Source organism: Fructilactobacillus sp. X1R3C1, assembly GCF_059901545.1.
The window spans coordinates 1-22,222 of sequence record NZ_JBWXUT010000006.1; the positions used below are offsets into that span (position 1 = coordinate 1).

General features: G+C 40.0%; 20 protein-coding genes and 5 tRNA genes. 21 read left to right on the plus strand and 4 right to left on the minus strand.

Annotated features, from left to right (window positions below):
• The first annotated feature begins 4 nt into the window (after positions 1-4).
• The 4 genes from AC6UD8_RS06455 (at position 5) to glnA (ending at position 2,187) form a co-directional block, all read left to right on the plus strand.
• Positions 5-77: transfer RNA gene (locus AC6UD8_RS06455), tRNA-Asn, on the plus strand.
• 56 nt (positions 78-133) lie between these two features.
• A tRNA-Thr gene (locus AC6UD8_RS06460) sits at positions 134-206 on the plus strand.
• Positions 207-451: 245 nt separating this feature from the next.
• On the plus strand, positions 452-835 hold the full coding sequence (locus tag AC6UD8_RS06465) for a MerR family transcriptional regulator (RefSeq protein WP_500694500.1): 384 nt from the start codon (positions 452-454) through the stop codon (positions 833-835).
• Positions 836-846: 11 nt separating this feature from the next.
• Positions 847-2,187: a type I glutamate--ammonia ligase gene (glnA, locus tag AC6UD8_RS06470; RefSeq protein WP_500694499.1), complete on the plus strand. Its 1,341-nt coding sequence runs from the start codon at positions 847-849 to the stop codon at positions 2,185-2,187.
• 35 nt (positions 2,188-2,222) lie between these two features.
• Here glnA and mscL read toward each other — a convergent pair whose 3' ends face one another.
• Positions 2,223-2,597, minus strand: a complete 375-nt coding sequence (gene mscL, locus AC6UD8_RS06475) for a large-conductance mechanosensitive channel protein MscL (protein ID WP_500694498.1) — start codon at positions 2,595-2,597, stop codon at positions 2,223-2,225.
• Between the two features lie 130 nt (positions 2,598-2,727).
• On the opposite strand from mscL, the gene AC6UD8_RS06480 reads away from it, so the two are divergent.
• The 4 genes from AC6UD8_RS06480 (at position 2,728) to AC6UD8_RS06495 (ending at position 5,274) form a co-directional block, all read left to right on the plus strand.
• Complete coding sequence (locus AC6UD8_RS06480; protein ID WP_500694497.1) at positions 2,728-4,212, plus strand: peptide MFS transporter; 1,485 nt, start codon at positions 2,728-2,730, stop codon at positions 4,210-4,212.
• A 128-nt stretch (positions 4,213-4,340) separates the two neighbouring features.
• A tRNA-Tyr gene (locus tag AC6UD8_RS06485) sits at positions 4,341-4,423 on the plus strand.
• 8 nt (positions 4,424-4,431) lie between these two features.
• Positions 4,432-4,503 (plus strand) — tRNA-Gln (locus AC6UD8_RS06490).
• 69 nt (positions 4,504-4,572) lie between these two features.
• Positions 4,573-5,274 (plus strand): GntR family transcriptional regulator, encoded by a 702-nt coding sequence (locus AC6UD8_RS06495; RefSeq protein WP_500694496.1) that lies wholly within the window; start codon positions 4,573-4,575, stop codon positions 5,272-5,274.
• A gap of 41 nt (positions 5,275-5,315) precedes the next feature.
• On the opposite strand, the gene AC6UD8_RS06500 is transcribed toward AC6UD8_RS06495, so the two are convergent.
• Positions 5,316-6,050, minus strand: coding sequence for a WecB/TagA/CpsF family glycosyltransferase (locus tag AC6UD8_RS06500; protein ID WP_500694495.1), 735 nt, complete (start codon positions 6,048-6,050; stop codon positions 5,316-5,318).
• A gap of 89 nt (positions 6,051-6,139) precedes the next feature.
• On the opposite strand from AC6UD8_RS06500, the gene AC6UD8_RS06505 reads away from it, so the two are divergent.
• The 7 genes from AC6UD8_RS06505 (at position 6,140) to AC6UD8_RS06535 (ending at position 13,765) form a co-directional block, all read left to right on the plus strand.
• Entirely contained in the window at positions 6,140-7,606 is a 1,467-nt protein-coding gene (locus tag AC6UD8_RS06505) for a nicotinate phosphoribosyltransferase (RefSeq protein ID WP_500699887.1), read from the plus strand.
• Between the two features lie 9 nt (positions 7,607-7,615).
• A complete protein-coding gene (nadE, locus tag AC6UD8_RS06510) occupies positions 7,616-8,455 on the plus strand; it encodes an NAD(+) synthase (protein ID WP_500699886.1) in 840 nt (279 codons plus the stop codon).
• A gap of 65 nt (positions 8,456-8,520) precedes the next feature.
• Positions 8,521-10,689, plus strand: a complete 2,169-nt coding sequence (locus tag AC6UD8_RS06515) for a Tex family protein (RefSeq protein ID WP_500699888.1) — start codon at positions 8,521-8,523, stop codon at positions 10,687-10,689.
• A 12-nt stretch (positions 10,690-10,701) separates the two neighbouring features.
• The gene (locus tag AC6UD8_RS06520; RefSeq protein ID WP_500699885.1) at positions 10,702-11,151 is read left to right on the plus strand and encodes a SprT family protein; all 450 of its coding nucleotides are present in this window, start codon (positions 10,702-10,704) and stop codon (positions 11,149-11,151) included.
• A 6-nt stretch (positions 11,152-11,157) separates the two neighbouring features.
• Positions 11,158-12,045, plus strand: coding sequence for a homoserine kinase (gene thrB / locus AC6UD8_RS06525; protein ID WP_500694491.1), 888 nt, complete (start codon positions 11,158-11,160; stop codon positions 12,043-12,045).
• 56 nt (positions 12,046-12,101) lie between these two features.
• Positions 12,102-12,187: transfer RNA gene (locus AC6UD8_RS06530), tRNA-Leu, on the plus strand.
• A gap of 135 nt (positions 12,188-12,322) precedes the next feature.
• A complete protein-coding gene (locus tag AC6UD8_RS06535; protein ID WP_500699884.1) occupies positions 12,323-13,765 on the plus strand; it encodes a catalase in 1,443 nt (480 codons plus the stop codon).
• Between the two features lie 64 nt (positions 13,766-13,829).
• Here the strand turns inward: AC6UD8_RS06535 and AC6UD8_RS06540 are convergent, their stop codons facing one another.
• Positions 13,830-14,990 carry an LCP family protein gene (locus AC6UD8_RS06540; protein WP_500699883.1) on the minus strand — a complete coding sequence of 387 codons (1,161 nt, stop codon included), beginning with the start codon at positions 14,988-14,990 and terminating at the stop codon, positions 13,830-13,832.
• 189 nt (positions 14,991-15,179) lie between these two features.
• Between AC6UD8_RS06540 and AC6UD8_RS06545 the strand changes: the two genes are divergently transcribed.
• The 3 genes from AC6UD8_RS06545 to AC6UD8_RS06555 are packed head-to-tail and all read left to right on the plus strand — an operon-like array spanning position 15,180 to position 17,851.
• Positions 15,180-16,127 carry an AEC family transporter gene (locus AC6UD8_RS06545; protein ID WP_500699882.1) on the plus strand — a complete coding sequence of 316 codons (948 nt, stop codon included), beginning with the start codon at positions 15,180-15,182 and terminating at the stop codon, positions 16,125-16,127.
• A gap of 51 nt (positions 16,128-16,178) precedes the next feature.
• Positions 16,179-17,156: a DMT family transporter gene (locus AC6UD8_RS06550; protein WP_500699881.1), complete on the plus strand. Its 978-nt coding sequence runs from the start codon at positions 16,179-16,181 to the stop codon at positions 17,154-17,156.
• A 23-nt stretch (positions 17,157-17,179) separates the two neighbouring features.
• Entirely contained in the window at positions 17,180-17,851 is a 672-nt protein-coding gene (locus tag AC6UD8_RS06555) for a 2,3-bisphosphoglycerate-dependent phosphoglycerate mutase (protein ID WP_500696157.1), read from the plus strand.
• Between the two features lie 91 nt (positions 17,852-17,942).
• Here AC6UD8_RS06555 and rpiA read toward each other — a convergent pair whose 3' ends face one another.
• Positions 17,943-18,632 carry a ribose-5-phosphate isomerase RpiA gene (gene rpiA / locus AC6UD8_RS06560; RefSeq protein ID WP_500699880.1) on the minus strand — a complete coding sequence of 230 codons (690 nt, stop codon included), beginning with the start codon at positions 18,630-18,632 and terminating at the stop codon, positions 17,943-17,945.
• Between the two features lie 157 nt (positions 18,633-18,789).
• Here rpiA and AC6UD8_RS06565 point away from each other — a divergent pair, with 157 nt between their 5' ends.
• From AC6UD8_RS06565 to cysS, 3 genes are all read left to right on the plus strand, one after another.
• On the plus strand, positions 18,790-19,326 hold the full coding sequence (locus AC6UD8_RS06565) for a dCTP deaminase/dUTPase family protein (RefSeq protein WP_500699879.1): 537 nt from the start codon (positions 18,790-18,792) through the stop codon (positions 19,324-19,326).
• A gap of 15 nt (positions 19,327-19,341) precedes the next feature.
• Positions 19,342-20,724, plus strand: a complete 1,383-nt coding sequence (radA, locus tag AC6UD8_RS06570; RefSeq protein ID WP_500699878.1) for a DNA repair protein RadA — start codon at positions 19,342-19,344, stop codon at positions 20,722-20,724.
• A gap of 87 nt (positions 20,725-20,811) precedes the next feature.
• Complete coding sequence (gene cysS, locus AC6UD8_RS06575) at positions 20,812-22,221, plus strand: cysteine--tRNA ligase (RefSeq protein ID WP_500699877.1); 1,410 nt, start codon at positions 20,812-20,814, stop codon at positions 22,219-22,221.
• Position 22,222: the final 1 nt, after the last annotated feature.

A 22,222-nucleotide genomic window follows, 5' to 3' on the forward strand; every position in this document is an offset into this window, starting at 1 on the left:
TTATTCCGGCATAGCTCAGTTGGTAGAGCACCTGACTGTTAATCAGGTTGTCGACGGTTCGAGCCCGCCTGCCGGAGCTATGTCTGAGTGCTAACAACAATTGCCGTTAGCACTTTTAATTTATCGTCATTTTGCCGGCTTAGCTCAGCTGGTAGAGCATCGGTATCGTAAACCGAGGGTCACAGGTTCAAGTCCTGCAGCCGGCATAAATTTTTTATTCATTCTTAATGATGATTAAATTTTTGGCATAGCAAATAACGGGTGAATAGAATCTAATGGTGTGCTTGAATATGCACATACATACATGAAGACACAAGAATTTATTTCTTGTGTCTTTTTTTATATTGCAAGTTTTATGTTAAACTTGGATCAGTGTTACATTTCATAACATAGGTTATTGACGCTTATATCAATAACGAATAGAATGGTGTCATATCAAGGAGATATGCGTATGAGTGAAAAAGTACTGAGGAAATCTTTAGCGGTTCTGCCAATGGGAACGGTTATGAAGCTTACTTCCTTATCATCCAGACAAATAAGGTATTACGATGATCATGGTCTTGTTCATTCTAAACGAACATCAGGAAACCGACGTTTGTATTCATTAGATAATGTGGACCAAATTCTTGAGATTCACAACTATCTTATTGAAGGAATGACAATTGCTCAGGTTAAAAGAGTATTTGAGAAACAACGTCGTCGAAAACTTTTACATAGTGGTGATAAATCACTTAGTGATGAAGATGTCCGCGAATACTTGAAAGACGATATTTTAAAAGCTGGACGCTTGTATGATGATTCTGATTTAAAGCAACAGGGTAAGTATTTAAAATAAGGAGACTACTTATGGTACATGATTATACAAAAGACGACATTCGCCAAATGGTAAAAGATGAAGACGTCCGATTTATTCGACTAATGTTTACTGACTTGATGGGCAGCATCAAAAATGTTGAGGTACCCGTTAACCAACTAAACAAGGTTTTAGATGGTAAGATTATGTTTGATGGATCTTCAATTGATGGTTTCGTACGCATTGAGGAAAGTGATATGTACCTGATCCCTGATCTTTCAACGTGGATGGTCTTCCCATGGGGTGACGAACACGGTAAGGTTGCTCGTCTGACATGTAGTGTTCATACATCAGATGGCGAGGTGTTCGTTGGTGATCCAAGAAATAATTTAATGCGTGTTCTGGATGAAATGAAAGAAATGGGCTTTTCTAACTTTAACATTGGCCCAGAACCTGAATTCTTCTTGTTCAAAATGGACGATAAGGGTAATCCAACCACTGAATTGAATGATCACGGAAGTTACTTTGATTTGGCACCAATGGATTTGGCAGCCAATATTCGTCGTGATATGGTTCTTGAATTAGAAAATATGGGCTTTCGAGTTGAGGCTTCTCACCATGAAGTAGCATCTGGACAACATGAAATTGATTTTCAGTACGACAACGCCGTGGTTACGGCAGATCATATTCAAACCTTTAAGTTAGTTGTAAAAACAGTTGCTAGAAAGTACGGATTATACGCCACTTTCATGCCAAAGCCACTGAATGGTATCAATGGATCTGGGATGCACATCAACATGTCATTGTTTGATAAAGATGGTGACAACGTCTTTTATGATAAAGATGGTGACCTGGAATTATCACAAACGGCATACTACTTCTTAGGTGGACTTTTGAAGCACGCTAAAGCATTAACTGCCGTATGTAACCCAATCGTTAACTCCTACAAGCGACTAGTTCCTGGCTTTGAAGCACCGGTCTATGTGGCATGGTCGGCATCGAACCGTTCACCATTAGTTAGAGTTCCAGCTAGTCGTGGTCTTAGCACCCGCCTTGAACTTCGAAGTGTTGATCCTTCAGCTAACCCATACTTAGCAATTGCATCAATTCTTGAAGCTGGTTTAGATGGTATTAAAAACAAAATCGAACCAGGTGAACCAATTGACCGTAATATCTATCATATGGATGGCAAGGAACGAAAATTAGATCATATTGAAAACTTACCTTCCACTCTTCATAATGCGCTTAAAGCATATGAAGCTGATCCACTTATGAAGAAAGCCATGGGACCTCACATGTATCAAAATTACTTGGATGCAAAGAACATGGAATGGAATGCTTACAGACAAAACGTTTCTCAATGGGAACGCGACAGATACCTAGATATGCTATAAAAAAACACCAACAGAGCGTTAGTGTGATTAAGGAATTACTTTTTAAGCAGTTTAACAATTTCAGCTAGATATTGATCAGTAAGGCTCGGTTCTTGAGCCTTCTTTTCTTGCTTTTTTTGATTTTTATTAGTTAATTTGTTGATAAATTTGACCAATAAAAAGACGATGAAAGCAATCAGCAGGAAATTGATGACTGAGTTTAGAAATAAGCCATATTTTATCTTTGCTTTTCCAACGGTGATGGCAAGTGATGAAAGATCGATTTTTCCTAAAAACAGTCCAATAAACGGGTTGAAAATGTTATTAACCAATGAAGTCACGATCGAAGTGAATGCAGACCCGATGATAATTCCAACGGCCATGTCAACCACATTCCCTCGTGATATAAATTCTTTAAATTCCTTGAACAATGTATTATTCACTTCCTTTTCCTTGATAATCACTATTCTAACAAATTTTTTGTCGAGATATGATTGTAAATGAAAATCAAGAATGGTATTATTTCTGATAATTGTTAAAAGATTGACAGGAGGAGATTTTATGAACGGACAAGGCGAGAAGAGTCTCGACCATGCGTTCTTTGGGCAGCCAAAAGGGTTGCAAACACTGTTCTTCACTGAAATGTGGGAACGATTCAGTTACTACGGGATGCGTGCAATTCTTTTATACTACATGTATTTCTCAGTCGCCAAGGGTGGATTAGGATTTTCTCCAACCACAGCAGCTTCAGTTATGGCAATTTACGGTTCACTGGTATTTCTAACTTCAGTGTTAGGTGGTTATTTAAGTGACCGAGTTTGGGGGAGTCGAAAGACCGTTCTGTATGGTGGAATTTTAATTATGTTTGGGCACGTGGTACTTTCATTACCATTTGGTGCCGGAGCGTTGTTTATTTCCATTGTCTTAATCACTGTTGGTACTGGACTGTTGAAGCCAAATGTTTCAGAAATGGTTGGTGCCTTATATGGTGAAAATGATCCAAGACGTGATACTGGATTTACCATTTTTGTTTTTGGGATTAACTTAGGTTCGTTCATCGCACCAATCTTAGTTGGGACCGTCGGAATGGACTTTAATTTCCATGCTGGATTCTCACTAGCTGCGATCGGAATGTTCTTTGCTTTAATTTACTACTACTTTAGTGGTAAAAAGACTTTGAGTATCGATGGTCTCTATCCAAGTGATCCCTTAGAACCAGATGATTTGAATCGTTTAGTTCTTGAAATTATTGGTGGCTTAGCTGTATTTGCCGTTATTATCGCGGGGATGTGGTACTTTAAAGTTTTGAGTATTGATAACTTTGTTTTGTTATTGAGTATCATCGCAATTTTAACCCCAATTATTTACTTCGTTGTTATTTTGAGAAGTAAGAAGGTTACTAAGACAGAACATTCACGGGTTCTTGCCTATATTCCATTATTTATCGCTGCTGCGGTATTCTGGGCCATTGAGGAACAAGGATCCGTTGTTTTGGCTTTGTTTGCTGAAAATCAAACTAACAATAACCTTGGATTTTTGCACATTAATGCTACTTGGTATCAGTCACTTAACCCATTGTTCATTATGCTGTACACACCACTGTTCGCATTCTTATGGACATATCTGGCTAAAAGAAAAGAAGAGCCCAGCTCCCCAGTTAAGTTTACGTGGGGAATGTTTTTCGCTGGATTTTCGTACTTATTTATGATGATTCCAATTTTCCTATTTGGTTCATCAGCTAAAGTTAGCCCATTATGGCTAATTGGTAGTTGGGCCATTGTTGAAATTGCCGAAATGTTGATTTCACCAATTGGGCTTTCCGTTACCACCAAACTTGCTCCGAAAGCATTTGAATCACAGATGATGAGTATGTGGTTCTTAGCGGATGCTGCTGGTCAGGCGGTTAACTCACAAATCGTTAAGTTCTACACTCCGGGACACGAAATCGCGTACTTTGGAATCGTTGGACTTGTAGCCATCTTGTTTGGAATTGTCTTATTATTGATGATCAAACCAGTGAAAAAACTGATGGATGGAGTAAATTAAAATCACTATAATGAAAGGCGCTGTAAAGTTAGCGCCTTTTATTTTTTGAAAAAAAGTATTGACTAACATCATGATCCCGTGTAATATAATAAACGTTGATTCGTTATTACGAATTACTCATTTATTATGGAGGGGTAGCGAAGTCTGGCTAAACGCGGCGGACTGTAAATCCGCTCCTTCGGGTTCGGTGGTTCGAATCCACTCCCCTCCATTGATTCTTGGGCTATAGCCAAGTGGTAAGGCAACAGGTTTTGATCCTGTGATGCGCTGGTTCGAACCCAGCTAGCCCAATACTAATTATTGGTGTAAAATCGACTAACAAATGTTAGTCGATTTTTTTATGCCAAGGTAGGAGTAATTATGACAGTACCTGTTTATATTAAAATTCATGATGATATTAAGAGTAAGATCGAAGACGGAAGCTGGAAAGTGGGAACCCGGATTCCATCTGAAAGAAAACTATCCGAACAGTACGGAGTAAGTCGGATGACGTTCAGGCAAGCTGTTCAAGCGCTCGTTGAGGATGGAATATTAAAACGGATTGCCGGCTCAGGAACGTACGTTACTAACCAAAAGGTTCAAGAAAAGATGTCCGGAGTAACCAGCTTTACTAACATTATGCTGGCTCAAGGAAAAAAGCCATCCACCAAAACCTTGTCATATAAGATTGTTGAGCCCACCTTTAAGGAAGCCTCCGTCTTGGGGCTGAGTCAGGATGATCGGGTTTTGCGGATGAATCGGATTCGCTATGGGGACGACATTCCAATTTGCTATGAAGTGGCAGCTGTTAATGCATCGATGGTCGAAGGGTTAAGTGAAGAAGACGTTTCTAGCTCCCTGTATCGTTCTTTAGAGGACAAGAAGGGACTTCGTCCAAGAAGCGCGAAGCAATTTATTTCGGCGATTTTAGCGACTGATCGGATTGCTGATTTACTGGATATTGAGGTTAAGGCACCCATTCTTAAGCTAAAACAGATATCTTATCTTCAAAATCAGCAACCATTTGAGTTTGTTCAGGCTCAGTACGCTGCTGAGCGATTTGAGTTTTACCTAAATAAATAAAAAAGAGCCCTACTAACGAGGGCTCGTAAAGTTGGATGAGATCACTTCTCATCCTTTTTTTGTTTTCTAACTAAATTTAAAAATTCAGGAATGGCTAGCATTCGTTTAAAACGGGTGGGTTCTTTAAAAAGGCGATAGAGCCATTCGATGTGATGATTAATCCAGAACTTAGGAGCTCTCTTGACGTGTCCAGCTAAAACGTCAAAGCTGCCTCCAACCCCAATCCACAGCCCGTTATTTTTATTGCGATATTTTGCGATAAATTCTTCTTGCATAGGGAAACCGGTCGCAACAAAAATCATGTCAATGTCGTTGTTTTCAATGTTGTTAATGATGGGAGTATCGTTTTTAAAATAACCGTCCTGCATCCCCACAATTTTTAAATGTGGATAGTTAACGGTTAAGACTTTTCGTAAATCAAATACGACATCGGGTTTGGCTCCCAGAAAATAAGCTGACTTGTTATTTTGGTTTCCCCAAGTTAACAGTGCTTTAAAAATGTCATAACCGGTGATTCGTTCTGGCATTGGGTCATTTAGCATTTTGGCACCCTTGATAATGCCAATCCCATCTGGCACGACGTAAGTGGCGTCTTTTAAAACTTTTTGGTAGTGAGGATGACGATCAGCATAAACGACGATTTCTGGATTGGCGGTTACCACAAACGTGTTTTGGTGGTCGTCTATTTGGGATTCAATCACCTGCATAAATTCGGTGAAAGTCGTGTTAACAAAGGGGATGGAAGCGATGTCGGTGGTCGGAAATTTGTGCGTCATTTGTTAGCCTTCTTTTTGGTTATTATGTGATATAATGTGCAACGAGTAACAACAATAGTTTAGCCTGAAAGGGCTAGAGGAGATTAAAGATGTCAACATTACAAAGTCCTGATAATTTAACTTTACACACTGACTATTATGAAATCAATATGATGGCAACTTATTTTGAAAAACATATGCAAAATCGTCATGCTGTATTTGAAGTTTTTTTTAGAGACATGCCCTTTGGAAATGGATATGCCGTCTTTGCAGGATTAAAACACATTATTGAATATATCAACAACCTTCACTTCACTGATGAGGACATTAAGTATTTAAAGTCAATTAGCGATTATTCCGATGAATTTTTAGATTATCTTCGTAACTTCAAGTTTACTGGAACAATTCGTTCTGCTGTTGAGGGTGATTTAGTTTATAACAACGAGCCCATTGTTCAAGTTGAAGGAACGATTGCGGAATGTCAATTAGTTGAGACCGCTATTTTGAACATGGTGAACTATCAGACTTTAATCGCTACTAAAGCGGCTCGAATTCGAATGGTAGCTGGAAATAATCCTTTAATGGAGTTTGGTAGTCGTCGAGCCCAAGAAGTTGATGCAGCACTGTGGGGAACCAGAGCGGCATACATTGGTGGGTTTAACGCGACTTCCAATGTGTTAGCTGGTAAGGAATTTGGCATTCCTGTCAGCGGAACGATGGCGCACTCTTTGATTGAATCATTTGGAAATGACTATGATGCATTTATGGCGTATGCCCAAACCCATAAGAACTGTACTTTTCTGTTAGATACCTTTGATACCATTAAAAGTGGGGTCCCAAATGCAATTCGAGTTGCAAAAGAAATGGGCGACAAGATTAACTTTCAAGGTGTCAGAATTGATTCCGGTGATATGGCGTACTTATCAAAAAGAGTTAGAGAAATGCTGGATGAAGCTGGCTTTAAGGATGTTCAAATTGTGGCTTCCAACGACCTTGATGAATACACCATTAGTAGTTTGAAGATGCAAAATGCCAAAATCGACTCTTGGGGAGTTGGGACCAAGCTAATTACGGCTTTTGACCAACCCGCACTTGGTGCGGTTTACAAGTTGGTCTCAGTTGAAGATGAACAGGGGCACATGGTCGATACCATTAAACTTTCCAATAATGCTGAGAAGGTTTCCACTCCAGGTAAGAAGCAAGTTTGGCGGATTACTGAAAAAGACGACGGTAAGTCTGAGGGAGATTACATCACACTTGATGGTGAAGATCCACGTGAACAGTCTTCCGTGTACATGTTCCATCCGCATTTCACGTACATTAACAAGACTATTACCAACTTTAATGCTCAACCGCTCTTACAAGATATCTTTAAAGATGGAAAGCAGGTATATCAAATGCCGACGTTAGAGGTTACTAAGCAGCATGCGACTGACTCTTTGAAGGCACTCTGGCCAGAGTACAAGCGTCAGTTAAATCCACAAGATTACCCAGTTGATCTTTCTAAGAAATTATGGGACCACAAGATGAGTTTGATTAATGAAATTCATAATGGGGTTGAGCAAAAATTAGAGTAGGTGATAGTAATGGATGAGAAACAAAAACGACTGCAAAAACAGATTATTAATGCTTTAAGGGTTCAGCCAAAGATCGATCCTGAAACAGAAATTAGACGTAGTGTTGATTTTATTAAGGATTACGTTAAAAAGAATTCGTTCATTAAATCAGTAGTACTGGGAATTTCTGGTGGTCAAGATTCCACTTTGACGGGAAAATTGGCATCGATGGCAATGAATGAATTAAGGGAAGAAACGGGTGATACTGAATATCAGTTTATTGCGGTTCGCCTTCCTTATGGTGAACAAGCTGATGAATCGGATGCTATGGAAGCCATTGATTTTATGGATGCTGATCGGGTTGAACGCGTCAATATCAAGGATTCAGTCGATGCGATGGTAAAAGCAGTTGAAGCTAACGGTGATGCTGTCTCTGATTTTAATAAGGGCAACGTTAAAGCTCGGACGCGGATGATCGCACAGTTCACCATTGCTGGTGCCAATCAAGGGATTGTACTTGGCACTGATCATGCCGCCGAGGCGGTGACTGGTTTTTACACTAAATTTGGTGACGGTGCCTCTGATATTGTTCCAATTTGGCGACTGGATAAACGACAAGGTCGTGCGCTTCTTAAGTACCTTGACGCACCTAAAAACCTTTACGAGAAAACCCCAACGGCGGATCTTGAAGATGATCGTCCAGCTCTTCCAGATGAAAAAGCACTTGGGGTTAGTTATAAAAATATTGATGACTTTTTAGAAGGCCAGGACATTAGTTCTAGTGCAGCTAATGTGATTGAAAATTGGTATTTGAAAACTCAACATAAGCGACACCTTCCCATTAATGTTTATGATACGTTTTGGAAATAAATTTGATTACAATAACTCCGTTAATTATTTAATGGAGTTTTTATTTGAAAGATTATGGTGAAAAAATGGAAAAAACTTTAATTGATCAAACTGCAAAAGCGTTACCACACATTTCGAAACGACAAATTCAACAAACCTTAGAAATGCTTGAGGATGGTAATACCGTTCCGTTTATTGCACGATACCGCAAAGAGAGAACCGGTAATTTGGATGAGGTTTCCATTCGGGAACTTGAGGATACTTACCAGCGTCTAGCAAAGCTGAGCCACCGAAAGGAAGAAGTGGTAAAAAAGATTGACGAAGAAGGCCAATTAACCAAGCAGTTAAAACAAGACATCTTAAATGCTGACAGTATTCAGATTGTGGAAGACTTGTATTTGCCATATAAGCAAAAACGAAAAACAAAGGCGATGGTTGCAAGGGAACAGGGATTAGAGCCACTTGCAACTGCAATTTTAAAGTTTCAAAATGAGCCATTAAAACAACTGGCAAAGTCCTTTATAGATGATGATCACGACGTTAGTTCCGTTAATGACGCTTTAGATGGAGCCCGTGAAATCATTACGGATGCCATTGGAAACAACGCTAAGTTTCGGGAATGGATTCGAAACTATACCTTAAAAAACGCTATGCTGGCGGCAAAGGTTAAACCTAAAGGAAAGGTCAATGACGAAGGTGGCGTTTATGGTGATTACTACGATTTTAGTGAGCGAGCCAAAACGGTTCCGAGTTATCGGGTTTTAGCAATCAATCGTGGTGAAAAAGCAAAGGTATTGACCGTGAAACTAGATGTTGATGTTAATGCCATTATGCATTACATTGATTTTCATGTGGTTAGTAATCATAATGGTCCCGCAGTTGACTTTGTTAAAGACGCTTCAAAAGATGCTTATAAGCGCTTCATCGGTCCTGCCATCGAACGTGAAATTCGTTCCACTATGACTGAAGCCGCAGAAAATCATGCCATTGAAGTGTTTGGAAGAAATCTGTATCACCTGTTAATGCAGGCGCCAATCAAGGGTGAGGTGGTTCTTGGTTTTGACCCAGCGTACCGAACGGGATGCAAACTAGCGGTCATTGATGCAAACGGTAAATTCTTGGCAAAGGAAATTATTAAAGCCACTAAACCAGCGACAGAAGCACAGCAAGCGCGAGCTAAAGAACAATTGATTGACCTGATTAAGAAGTATCACGTTCAAATGATTGCGATTGGTAACGGAACCGCGTCACGCGAATCGGAACAATTTGTAGCTGATGCAATTAAATCCATTGATTATCCGGTTCACTACGTAATTGTTAGTGAAGCTGGAGCATCAGTATATTCTGCTAGTAACAATGCGCGAAAAGAGTTTCCTAACCTTCATGTTGAGGAACGTTCAGCCATTAGTATTGGAAGACGACTACAGGATCCACTTTCTGAGTTGATTAAGATTGACCCCAAAGCGGTTGGGGTTGGTCAGTACCAGCATGATGTCTCTGAAAGTAACCTTGATGCACAGTTGGATCGGGTGATTGAGACCGCCGTTAACCAAGTCGGGGTCAACTTGAACACCGCTAGTCCAAATCTACTTGAACACATCTCGGGATTAACTAAATCCACTTCACAAAATATTGTTGAATATCGAGATGAAAACGGTGCTTTTTCTAACCGTAATCAATTAAAAAAAGTTAAACGATTAGGACCAAAGGCTTTTGAACAATCAGTTGGATTTTTACGTATCATTAATGGCAAGAATCCATTGGACAATACTGATATTCACCCAGAAAGTTATCGGCAAGCTAAACAAATCTTGTCAGCAATGGGACTTACAATTGATAATTTTAGTTCTGATGAAGGTCGAAAAAAGCTTGAAAAAGCAAATGAAGTTGATTTATCACAATCACTATCAATTGATCAGCAGTTGGTCAAAGATATTTTAGCTAGTTTGAAAAATCCCGGACGTGACCAACGTGATACGATGCCGAAGCCGTTACTTAAATCGGATATTATGAAGATTGAAAATTTGAAATCAGGAATGAAATTACAAGGAACCGTTCGCAATGTCACTGATTTTGGTGCGTTTGTTGACATTGGGGTAAAACAGGATGGTCTCGTTCATATTTCCAAAATGAGTGATCGATTTATATCGGATCCAGCAAAGCTTGTTTCTGTTGGTGACATTGTCGACGTGTGGGTGTTAAGTGTTGATTTAAATCGAAAACGAATTAAACTTTCCATGGTTGGTCCAGAATAGGAGCGAACTTATTTGCATGACGATGAATTACAGAAACTGGTCGAACAAATTTCATTGGAGTCATTTGGGAAACCATTTAAGCACTGCGCATATTTTAATGGTCGATTGAAAACCACGGGTGGTCGGTACCACCTTAAAGATCATGATATTGATATTAATCAAACGATGGCGAAGGGGATCTCTAGAGAAGAACTTGTGGGAATCATTAAACACGAACTTGTTCATTATCATCTTCATTTAGCAGGGTATTCCGCTAATCATCGTTCAAAAGAATTTAAGCAGTTATTAAGAGCTGTGGGTGGTAGTCGTTATGCTCCAATTTTAAAAGCACAATCAGCTTATTATTACCTTTATGAGTGTACTAAGTGTGGCCAATTATATCGGCGAAAGCGACGGGTTAATATCTCACGTTTTGTATGTAGTAAGTGTCGTGGTAAGCTAAAACTAGTTAAGAAGGAGTGAAATATCATGGAAAAAATTATTGTGAGAGTTCCAGCAACTTCTGGTAATGTTGGTAATGGCTATAATTCGGTTGGGCTCGCTCTTCATATGTATTACACGGTGATCGTTGAAGAAGAAACTGAGAAGTGGCGGGTCAATCATGCGTTTGGCGATTCAGTTCCTCACGATGACAAAAATTTGGTGGTTCAAACGATTTTAAAGGTTAACCCTAAAATCATGCCCCATCAACTAACGGTAATGTCAGATGTTCCACTGGAAAAGGGGCTTGGGTCTAGTACCACGGCGATTGCTGCGGGAATTAAAATTGCTAACAAGCTTGAAAATATGAACTTATCAGTTAATGACCAAATTAACATTGGTAGTCGAATGGAAGGACATCCTGACAACATTGCCTCAGCCATTCTGGGAGATATAACAATTTCTCACTATGAGGATGGAAAGACTGACGTTGTCAAAGCTCATATGCCCGATGAAATGCAAGCCTTGGTTTTCATTCGAAATGAGAAAATTACCCAACAGAGGGGAATGGAACGTTTCCCAAAGGAAATTACGTTTGGTCAAGAGGTACAGACTAGTAGCGCTTCGAACGTTTTTGTCGCTGCATTAATGCAAAATGATTGGAATAAAGCGGCTCGAATGATTGAAGCTGATAGTTTGGTTCGCACTGGACAGGGGAATGATTTTAAAGACTTCAAAGTAATTAAACAGACTGCTCATGAACTAGGAATCTACGGAACTTACATTAGTGGAGTGGGTTCATCGATTGTCACGCTAGGAGATTATGACCAACTCACCAAGTTACAACAGAAGATTGAAAGTAACGATCAATTGGATGGAGTATGTAAGTTAGTTGACCTTGATAGGGATGGTGCCACGATTCGTGGTGAAGAATAATTAAAAAATTCATTGCGCTATCTCGTTAAATTTGCTATGATGTTTATTGTAGCAATGCGGCCATGGCGGAATTGGCAGACGCGCAAGATTAAGGATCTTGTCGGGATTTATCCCGGTGGAAGTTCGAGTCTTCTTGGCCGCATCATTTAATTCAAGAACACCATATCATTTTAAGATATGGTGTTCTTTTTAATTCTAAGTCTCTTTTGTTGACATTAAGTTGTGCACGATTAATCTAAGAAGTGAACGATTAATTAACAAGGATGGTGTGATAATTATGTCAGATAAATTAACAACCGAAGCTGGTCAACCGTGGGCTAATAACGAACATTCTCAAACAGCTGGTGTTCGTGGTCCTGTTTTGATGCAGGATTATCAATTACTAGAAAAGTTAGCTCATTTTAATCGTGAGAGGATTCCAGAGCGAGTCGTTCATGCTAAAGGTGCTGGTGCCAAGGGCGTTTTTAAACTTACACATGACATGAGTAAGTACACTAAAGCTGATTTATTCAATGGTGTGGGCAAAGAAACCCCAATGACCATTAGAATCTCGCAGGTTGCGGGTGAAGCTGGTTATCCTGACACCGTTCGTGATGTTCGTGGATTTGCGTTGAAATTCTACACGCAAGAAGGCAATTACGACATTGTTGGTAATAATACTCCGGTGTTCTTTGTTAACGATCCGCTTAAGTTTCCTGACTTTATTCATTCCCAGAAGCGTGATCCTAAGACTCATTTACGTTCACAAGAGATGCAGTGGGATTTCTGGTCTCGTTCACCAGAATCAGTTCACCAGGTCACCTACCTGATGGGTGATCGTGGTAATCCGGCTAGTTATCGAACAATGAATGGTTATGGAAGTCACACGTATAAGTGGGTTAATAAAGAAGGGACTCCATTTTGGGTTAAGTATCACTTCATTAGCCAACAAGGGGTTAAGAACATGACTAATGAACAAGCTTCAAAAGCAGCAACTGAAGATACCGATTATTTAATTCATGATTTATACGATGCAATTGAACAAAAGAACTATCCAACATGGAAAGTTTATGTTCAGATTATCCCTTATCAAGCAGGAATTGATTACAAACCAGATATTTTTGATGTAACTAAGGTGGTTTCTCATAAGGATTACCCACTACAAGAAGTTGGGGAATTTACCTTAAACCAAAATCCAACTAACTATTTTGACGATGTGGAAGAATTAGCTTTCTCACCCGCTAACCTGGTTCCTGGGATTGAAGCAAGTCCTGATAAGTTACTTCAAGGACGGTTGTTTGCGTATAAGGACGCTGAAAGATATCGTTTAGGCGCTAATTATGAACAATTAAAGGTCAACCGTCCATTAGACAAGGTTGAAAATTACGAACGTGATGGTCAAATGGCACAAGGACAAGACGGATCGGTCAACTATGAACCAAACGGTAAAGGTGGTCCAGTTGAAGATTTGAGTGCTTCAATCAGTCCCGATAAAGTGGAAGGTGAAACCGGAGCCTTTAAACCCTATGACACTGACTACTATAGTGCCGCCGGAAAGTTGTATCATGTAATGAAACCAGAGGAACGTGATCGCCTGATTAATACGATCAAAGAAACGCTTGGTTCCGTTGATAATCATGAGATCCAAATCCTAGAAACCAGACAATTTTATAAGGCTGACCCAGAGTATGGGACTCGAGTAGCAAGGGCTCTTGGCCTTGATTTAAATGAAATTAGATAAAAGATCCCATAAATAAAAATAGACTTGCAAGATAGGTTATTATCCCTATTCTTACAAGTCTATTTTAATATGTTGGTGCCGTTGAGTTTGGATCGGTGGTACTCCCTGATGAATCATTGGTAGCAGTATTGTTGTTGGATGGATCACCATTACTAGGGGAATTGGTTTCTTGTTGTTTCGGAGTTAAACCCTTAGCTTGCGGTAAATTCAAGGTGGTTCGAATATGGTTTGAGACGTTCATCAATTCGTCTGGTTGGGCGACTTGATAACTGACTCCGTTAATCATTGCTTCATTCCCCTGAAGGGTCTCAGACTTGATGTGATGAGTGGCTGGACCATACTTAGATCTAATGGCAATCATGTCATCAAAGGATAAATCGGTTTTGAGGTTTCCATTTAATGATTCAAGAATTTGTTGGTACCTGGGAATGGAAGAAATTCCCATTCCTTTCATCACTAATTTTTCTAAGACTTGCCGTTGTCGCTGTTGGCGACCGTAGTCACCTTTCGGGTCATCATCCCTCATTCGAGAATAATCAAGGGCTTGATCACCATCTAGATGGGTCATTTTGCCCTTAACTACATTGGCATTCCCATACTTAAACGTCAATGGTGGCTTCACTTCGACACCCCCAACGGAATCAACCATCTGTTTTAAACCACCCATGTTAACGATCGCAAAGTAGTCGATGGGAACGTTTAAGAGATGCTGGACAGTTGAAATGGCAGTCTTTGGACCACCGATGGTGTAAGCAGCGTTGATTTTTTCGTATGGCTGTGAGTCACCGTCGACCACGACCTTGGTATCGCGGGGGATACTGGTTAAGTAAGTGGTCTGCTTTTGCGGGTTAACGGTAGCAACGATAATGGTGTCGGTGCGGCCAACGTCGTGTCTACCAAGGGCGCCCGTGTCGGTTCCCATTAGTAAGATTGAAAACGGCTTTCGTTTCTTTAGAAGATTTGAGACGTTTCTTGATTTTCCAATCCCATCGTCTTGAAACGTTCCTCCAAAGGAATGACGAGCCTGGGTGTAAGCACGGAAACCAAAAGCAAGGGCAATGATGACAATCAATAAGATGATAACCATAAAAGTCCAGGCAACTGGATGGTGCGGCTCGTTATCATAGTCAACGGCTGGCTCTGACTTTGGTTCGGAAAAATGTGGATTACCAGCTCGCCGGCTATATTCGCGATTGTCGTCATTATTATTATCGTATTTTGACATTATTATTCCCCGCTTATTTATTAATACTGCCCCAAATTATATAGCAGTTATGGCAGCTAACGCTAGTTATTTCTCAACTTTTTAGTAGATTTTAATATAACCGTATTATTCTTATTGGGGCAATTTCTAGTGGTGTAAAATCGTGTGGTACAATAACTTAAGTAAAACTTACAAGAATAGGATGATCAAATGGGTATTTTTTTTAAGAGTATATCAGGGATATTAATTGTACTGATCATGATCGTGCTCGGTTTTGTTTTGGCTAAACGGCACTGGTTTAATGATGATTCAACTAACTTAATTGTTAAACTGGTTATTGACGTAGCCTTGCCGTGTTACATGATCTATACGATTGGTCGCGATTTTACGACTGACACGTTACTTTCAACGTTGCCAGACTTAAGATTTCCGGTCGTTAGTATGTTAATCATGTTTGGGATTTCGGTGGCAATTGCGCGGGTAATTCGAATTAAAAAGTATCATCGGGGGGTGTTTGAATCAATGTTTTTAAATTCAAACACTGTTTTTGTCGGATTGCCGGTTAATATGGCTCTGTTTGGGGCCAAAAGTTTACCGTACGTGTTAGTTTACTACATGGCTAATACGACCTTTTTTTGGACCATTGGTGTTTACTTAATCCAACGTGATGGGGACGCTAATTCCAAGTTTGACTGGAAAAAGACCGTGAGTAAAATTTTGTCACCACCACTGCTGGGATTTATCTTTGGGGTGATTTTGGTTTTACTGCGAATTAAAATTCCTGATTTTTTAATGAGTGATTTCCAATATATTGGTGGGTTAACCATCCCACTTTCAATGATGTTCATTGGGATTTCGATGGCAAATATCAACTTTAACAAATTTGACTTTAGTTCCTCTAACTGGGGAATTTTACTGGGTCGATTCGTGATTTCACCAATTTTAATGGCACTGTTGGTTATTCCAACCGGGATGCCAGTTTTGATGAAACAAGTCTTCATTATGCAGGCTGCCATGCCGGTTATGACTAACGCACCGGTGGTAGCCAGGAAGTATGGTGCGGATGCAGATTATGCTTCACTGATGGTCGCTGAAACCACGATCATCAGTTTAATTGTTTTGCCCATTTTAATGGTGATTGTGCAACAAATCCGTTAAGACGAGTCAATTGAAAAATAGACAAGTAAAGAATGGGAGTAGTAGCTTAAAGTGAAAAAATCAGTGATTTATGTGTTAATTTCGACGTTAATGTTTAGTTCAATGGAGATTGCCCTAAAGGTGGCTGGGAGTGAGTTTAATCCAATTCAGTTGAATTTACTTCGTTTCTTCATTGGTGGGATTGTCTTGTTACCCTTTGCGTGGTATGAATTACATAAACGACGACGCAAAATCAACTTAAAGGATTGGAAGACGTTTGCGTTTACCGGTTTTGCGTGCGTGGTAATTAGTATGACCCTGTACCAGTTAGCGATTGTGTACGATAAGCCAGCTATTGTGGCCGTCCTGTTTAGTTGTAATCCGGTCTTTGCCGTAATCTTTGCATATTTCATTTTGCATGAGCGAATTGGACGGGCCAACTTAATCTCATTAATCATTTCGGTCATTGGCTTAATTGTGATTGTTAATCCATTTAACTTAACTAATCCAGTTGGAATTATTTTGTCACTCTTATCGGCTGTTACTTTTGGCTTTTACAGTATTTTGTCGCAGTATTGCTCGGTCAAAAGAGAATTAGATGGAGTGACCATCACTTGTTTCACTTTTATTGCTGGTTCTTTGGAGTTATTTGTTTTATCATTGATTACCAATATCCCGTTTGTTTCAAGTGGGATGAAATCGGTAGGATGGTTGAGTCAATTTGCATCCATTCCGATCTTAAAGGACGTTAATTTACAAAATTTCTGGATTTTATTCTTTATCGGAGTCTGTGTAACCGGCGGCGGTTTTGCGTTTTATTTTTTAGCAATGCAAGAATCAGGGGTCTCAATTGCGTCCCTGGTATTCTTTATTAAACCTGGTTTAGCTCCAGTCTTAGCAATGATTTTTGTGGGTGAAAAGATTAATCTGCCTACCATTGTAGGAATTGTGATTATCCTGATTGGTTCGGTGGTTACGTTTGTAGGTGAGCGTTATAAAGAGACCGATTCAACCATGTTAGACGATCAGACGATTGAAGAAGGTAAATAAATTTAGTTTATTGAGGCGGTTGTATGAGTAAGTTAGTAATTATGAGACATGGTGAAAGTGTCGCAAATCACACTAATACCTTTACTGGATGGAGTGATGTTCCACTGACTAAGAAGGGCGTAGAAGAGGCAATTAAGGCCGGCAAACGCTTAGGTCAGACCGGGATTCAGTTTGGTGATGTTCATACATCAGTCTTAAAACGGGCGATTGTCACCGCTGACATTGTTTTGGACGTGATCAACCAGGATTTTATTCCTGAACATAAGACGTGGCGCTTAAATGAGCGACACTATGGTGCTCTTAGGGGTCAAAATAAAGAGGAAGTTAGAAAGCGGGTCGGAGACGAACAGTTTATGAAGTGGCGCAGGAGTTTTTACGCTGTTCCCCCTAAATTAGATCAGGTGTTCCCGATTCGAAAATATCGGCGCTTAGGTGTAATTGAGCCACCAGCAGAGAGCCTTAAAATGGCTTATGACCGGATGATTCCGTACTGGCAGGATTCGATTGCCCCCAAATTGTTGGATGGTAAAAATCAATTGATAGTTGCTCACGGAAGCACACTGCGAGCTTTAATTAAATATTTAGAAAATATCAGTGATAAAGGAATTGATGGCGTGGAAGTTAAAAACGGGAAGCCGATCATTTATACCTTTGACCCAGATTTAGATATTTTAGATAAGACCTACCTTAAATAACAAAAGGACGAAAACTCAATCAAAGTTTTCGTCCTTTTGTTATTTAGATTTTGATGATATTTGCGTAGTTATTTTTGGGTCGGTTAAATCATTAGCGAGCTTCAATTGTTTCCGGTCCGTCGGGATGTTCTACGATAATGGTATTTACGATGTTCAAGAACAGCCCATGTTCCACAATTCCTGTCATACTATCAAGTTTTTTGCCCAGTTGAACGGGAGTCGTGATTTCAGGTAAGCCTAAGTCAATAATGTAGTCACCAGAATCGGTTGTTAATTTTCCTCCATTCGTGCTTTGACGAAATTTCGGATGAAGTCCCATCCGATTAAGCCGACGATAGAGTTGGCCACTGCCATAAGGGATTACTTCAAGCGGAAGTGGAAAATTGAGTTTTTTAACCATCTTACTTTCGTCAACAATCCACATGTTGCGATCAGAATTAATGGCAACGATTTTTTCCATCAGGTGAGCGGCTCCACCGCCTTTAATTCCCTGAAAATTTTTGTCAATTTGATCGGCCCCATCAATGGTTAAATCAATGTGATCGACTTCGTCAACATCCTTAGTAGTGATGCCTAAGCTTTCCGCGTGACGCTTAGTTTTACTGGAGGTTGGCACACCCATAATATTTAGATGTTCATTTTTGATGCGCTCTCCCAGTGCGTCTACCATGTACTTGATGGTGGTACCAGACCCAAGACCTAAGACCATCCCATCCTTAACGTGCTTAACAGCTTCTTTTCCAACGTGTTTCTTTAATTCTCGCTGATCTGCTGAATTCATTTGATTGTTCCCCTTCAAATTAAGTCGTTACTTTTAGTAACTTGACCACTATTATTAATTTTCAATGGTCTTTATGATTTTGTCAAGCAATGTCAAAATTTAAGAAATACTGGTAAAATAATAGTAGGAATTTTTGAGAATAAAGAGGTATTAGAAGATGCAAAGAGGCTTTGAGATTGTTTCAAAATATCAGAATGACGGCTTGACTTTGCCAAAACGAGCAACTGAAAAGGCTGCCGGATATGACTTTGCCAGTGCCGTTGACATGGTTATTCCGTCAATCTGGAAAACTGGTTTAATTCGGTCATTTGGTATCATTAAGGCTAGAAGAAAGTTAGATCAACAAGACATCATGGATTCAGAGAATGCTTTAAAGCCCTTTTTGGTTCCAACGGGAATTAAGGCTTACATGCAGCCAAATGAAGTGTTGATAATCGCGAATCGCTCAAGTAATCCTTTGAAACGAAACTTAGTAATTCCGAATGGGATCGGTGTTATTGACGCTGATTATTACAATAATGAAAGTAATGAGGGTGAAATTTTTGTCCAGATTCTAAACTTTGGAATCGTCGACCGTAAGATTAAAAAAGGTGATCGAATTGGACAAGGAATCTTTATGCCTTATTTACTTGCGGATCAAGATGAGGGACCAAAGCTGACTCGAAATGGGGGATTTGGTTCTTCTGGCAAATAGTTAGGAAATGATTTAATGGCTAAAGCAAAAACGCAATATGTTTGTTCCAACTGTGGATATATATCACCACGATATCTAGGTCGTTGTCCTAACTGTGGTGAATGGAACACGATGGTTGAACAAACGGTCCAAAAAAATGATACCAAAAAGGCGAACGTGAGTCGGGTTTCACTGAGCGGGACTAAGTCGCAACCCCAGCTAATTAGACAAGTTAGCGCTGAAAGTGCTCCGAGGATTCAGGTTGATTCAAATGAATTGAATCGGGTCCTTGGCGGAGGCGTAGTTCCAGGTTCACTGGTCCTAATCGGTGGTGATCCGGGGATTGGTAAGTCAACGTTACTTCTCCAAGTCTCCGGTCAATTAGCAGCCTCAGGACAAAAGGTACTGTATGTCTCAGGAGAAGAGAGTGCCGATCAAATTAAGATGAGAGCGGATCGCCTCAATGTTTCTGAAAAAGGGAACTTATACCTTTATCCAGAAACGGATATGACTTCAATCAGGAAGGCAATTGAAGAAGTGAAGCCGGACACCGTTATCATTGACTCCGTTCAAACCATGCAAGAAGATGAGATCCCGTCTGCGATTGGTTCCGTTACGCAGGTTCGAGGTGTTACCTCGGATTTAATGAACATCGCAAAAACCAACGGTATCACCATTTTCTTGGTGGGACACGTTACTAAGGGTGGTACGCTTGCCGGCCCGAAGACTTTAGAGCATATGGTTGACACCGTTCTTTATTTTGAGGGAGACAAGCATCATTCTTATCGGTTACTACGCGCCGTTAAAAACCGATTTGGATCTACGAATGAGCTCGGAATTTTTCAAATGGATGAAGATGGGCTAAAAGAAGTCAAGAATCCATCTGAGATTTTTTTAGAGGAGCGTTTGAAGAACGCTACCGGATCAGCAATTGTGGTAGCAATGGAAGGAACTCGTCCGATTCTGGTTGAACTTCAAGCCTTAATTGTTCCCTCGGTTTTTGGGAATGCGCAAAGAACTGCGTCTGGACTGGATCGAAATCGTGTTTCACTGATTATGGCGGTTCTTGAGAAACGGGCTGGATTGATGTTACAAAACCAGGATGCTTATTTAAAAGCTGCTGGTGGGGTCAAACTTAATGAACCAGCCATTGATTTGGCAATGGCAATTAGCATTGCGTCAAGTTATGAGAATATTGGAACCGATCCAAAAGAGTGTTACATTGGTGAACTTGGTTTGACTGGTGAGATTAGAAGGGTCAATCGAATTGAGCAACGCGTTATTGAGGCCCAGAAACTAGGCTTTAAGCGCGTATTGGTTCCTAAATATAATCTAAAGGGATGGACTCCACCTAAAAATATTCAGGTCATAGGAGTTTCAACCATTACCGAAGCTCTCAAAACAGCATTAAAAAAGTAAAATATTTTCATTTCAATTGGTCTAGTTCATAATGAACTGAAGGGTTAATTATGATGTTAATATTGAACAATTATTAGGAGGTTGGACATGTTAAAAGTTTATAATTCACTTACAAATGAAAAAGAAAAGTTTGAACCAATCACACCCGGTGTGGTTAACATGTATGTCTGTGGTCCAACTGTTTATAACTATATTCACATTGGCAATGCGCGAAGTGTAGTGGCATTTGATACCATTCGTCGTTATCTTGAATATTGTGGTTATAAGGTGAATTATGTGTCTAATTTTACCGATGTTGATGATAAAATGATTAACGAAGCCAAAAAAGAGGGAACCACGGTTTCCAAATTAGCCAATAAATACATTGAGGCTTTTATGGAAGATACGAAAGCGTTAAACGTGCAACCTGCAACCGTGAATCCGCGTGCCACGGATAATATTAAGGACATTATTACCTTTGTTTCTGACTTAATTAAAAAGGGATATGCTTATAACGTTGACGGGACGGTTTACTATCGGGCTCGTAAGTTTAAATCTTATGGTTTACTAGGACACGAAAACATCGATGACCTTGAGAGTGGTGCAAGTGAGCACGTTTCAAGTGAAGAATTAGCCCAAAAAGAAGACCCAATTGATTTTGCACTTTGGAAAAAAGCTAAACCAGACGAAATTTCCTGGGATTCTCCGTGGGGAAAAGGCCGTCCCGGTTGGCACATTGAGTGCTCGGTAATGTCAACTAAGTACCTTGGTAACACCTTTGACATTCACGGTGGTGGGATTGATTTAGAGTTCCCTCATCATGAAAATGAACGGGCACAGAGCGAGGCCAAAACGGGTCAAAAGTTTGTTAATTACTGGCTTCACAATGGTTTTGTGACCGTCGGTGATGAAGACGAGAAGATGAGCAAATCAAAAGGGAACTTTGTTACGGTCCATGAGTTACTTAAAAAGGATAATCCTCAAGCACTGCGGTTTTTGATCTCAACGACCCAATATCGCCGGCCAATTCGTTTTAGCCAGCAGGGAGTTGATGAAGCTGCCACCAATCTGCAAAAAATACAGACGGCTTACGATAATTTGAACTATCGGTTAAAAGACGCTGATCCTTATAACGATCCGAAATTAGACCAAGAGATTCGTCAAATTCAGGCTGATTTTCAGGATGCCATGGATGATGACTTTAACGTTCAAAATGGAATTGCCAAGGTCTACGAGTTGGCTAAGCTTGGAAACGTTTATGCGGAACGACCAGTGGTCTTTAAGGATTCGATCAAGTTACTTATGAAACGGTTAGAACAGTTGTCCGCTATCTTTGGGATTAAACTACAAAGTAGTGAGTTAAATGACGACAAAGTTAAGAAATTAATTAAGCAAAGAAACGATGCGCGAGCTAACAAGCAGTTTGCTAGAAGTGATGAAATTCGGGATGAATTAAAAAATAAGGGTATTATTTTAGAAGACACACCACAGGGGACCCGATTCAGAAGGGAAAATTAGT

Coding starts and splice junctions, on each gene's coding strand:
- AC6UD8_RS06465 (WP_500694500.1), top strand. CDS start 452: ATGAGTGAAAAAGTACTGAGGAAATCTTTAGCGGTTCTGCCAATGGGA.
- glnA (WP_500694499.1), top strand. CDS start 847: ATGGTACATGATTATACAAAAGACGACATTCGCCAAATGGTAAAAGAT.
- AC6UD8_RS06480 (WP_500694497.1), top strand. CDS start 2,728: ATGAACGGACAAGGCGAGAAGAGTCTCGACCATGCGTTCTTTGGGCAG.
- AC6UD8_RS06495 (WP_500694496.1), top strand. CDS start 4,573: ATGACAGTACCTGTTTATATTAAAATTCATGATGATATTAAGAGTAAG.
- AC6UD8_RS06500 (WP_500694495.1), bottom strand. CDS start 6,050: ATGACGCACAAATTTCCGACCACCGACATCGCTTCCATCCCCTTTGTT.
- AC6UD8_RS06505 (WP_500699887.1), top strand. CDS start 6,140: ATGTCAACATTACAAAGTCCTGATAATTTAACTTTACACACTGACTAT.
- nadE (WP_500699886.1), top strand. CDS start 7,616: ATGGATGAGAAACAAAAACGACTGCAAAAACAGATTATTAATGCTTTA.
- AC6UD8_RS06515 (WP_500699888.1), top strand. CDS start 8,521: ATGGAAAAAACTTTAATTGATCAAACTGCAAAAGCGTTACCACACATT.
- thrB (WP_500694491.1), top strand. CDS start 11,158: ATGGAAAAAATTATTGTGAGAGTTCCAGCAACTTCTGGTAATGTTGGT.
- AC6UD8_RS06535 (WP_500699884.1), top strand. CDS start 12,323: ATGTCAGATAAATTAACAACCGAAGCTGGTCAACCGTGGGCTAATAAC.
- AC6UD8_RS06540 (WP_500699883.1), bottom strand. CDS start 14,990: ATGTCAAAATACGATAATAATAATGACGACAATCGCGAATATAGCCGG.
- AC6UD8_RS06545 (WP_500699882.1), top strand. CDS start 15,180: ATGGGTATTTTTTTTAAGAGTATATCAGGGATATTAATTGTACTGATC.
- AC6UD8_RS06555 (WP_500696157.1), top strand. CDS start 17,180: ATGAGTAAGTTAGTAATTATGAGACATGGTGAAAGTGTCGCAAATCAC.
- rpiA (WP_500699880.1), bottom strand. CDS start 18,632: ATGAATTCAGCAGATCAGCGAGAATTAAAGAAACACGTTGGAAAAGAA.
- AC6UD8_RS06565 (WP_500699879.1), top strand. CDS start 18,790: ATGCAAAGAGGCTTTGAGATTGTTTCAAAATATCAGAATGACGGCTTG.
- radA (WP_500699878.1), top strand. CDS start 19,342: ATGGCTAAAGCAAAAACGCAATATGTTTGTTCCAACTGTGGATATATA.
- cysS (WP_500699877.1), top strand. CDS start 20,812: ATGTTAAAAGTTTATAATTCACTTACAAATGAAAAAGAAAAGTTTGAA.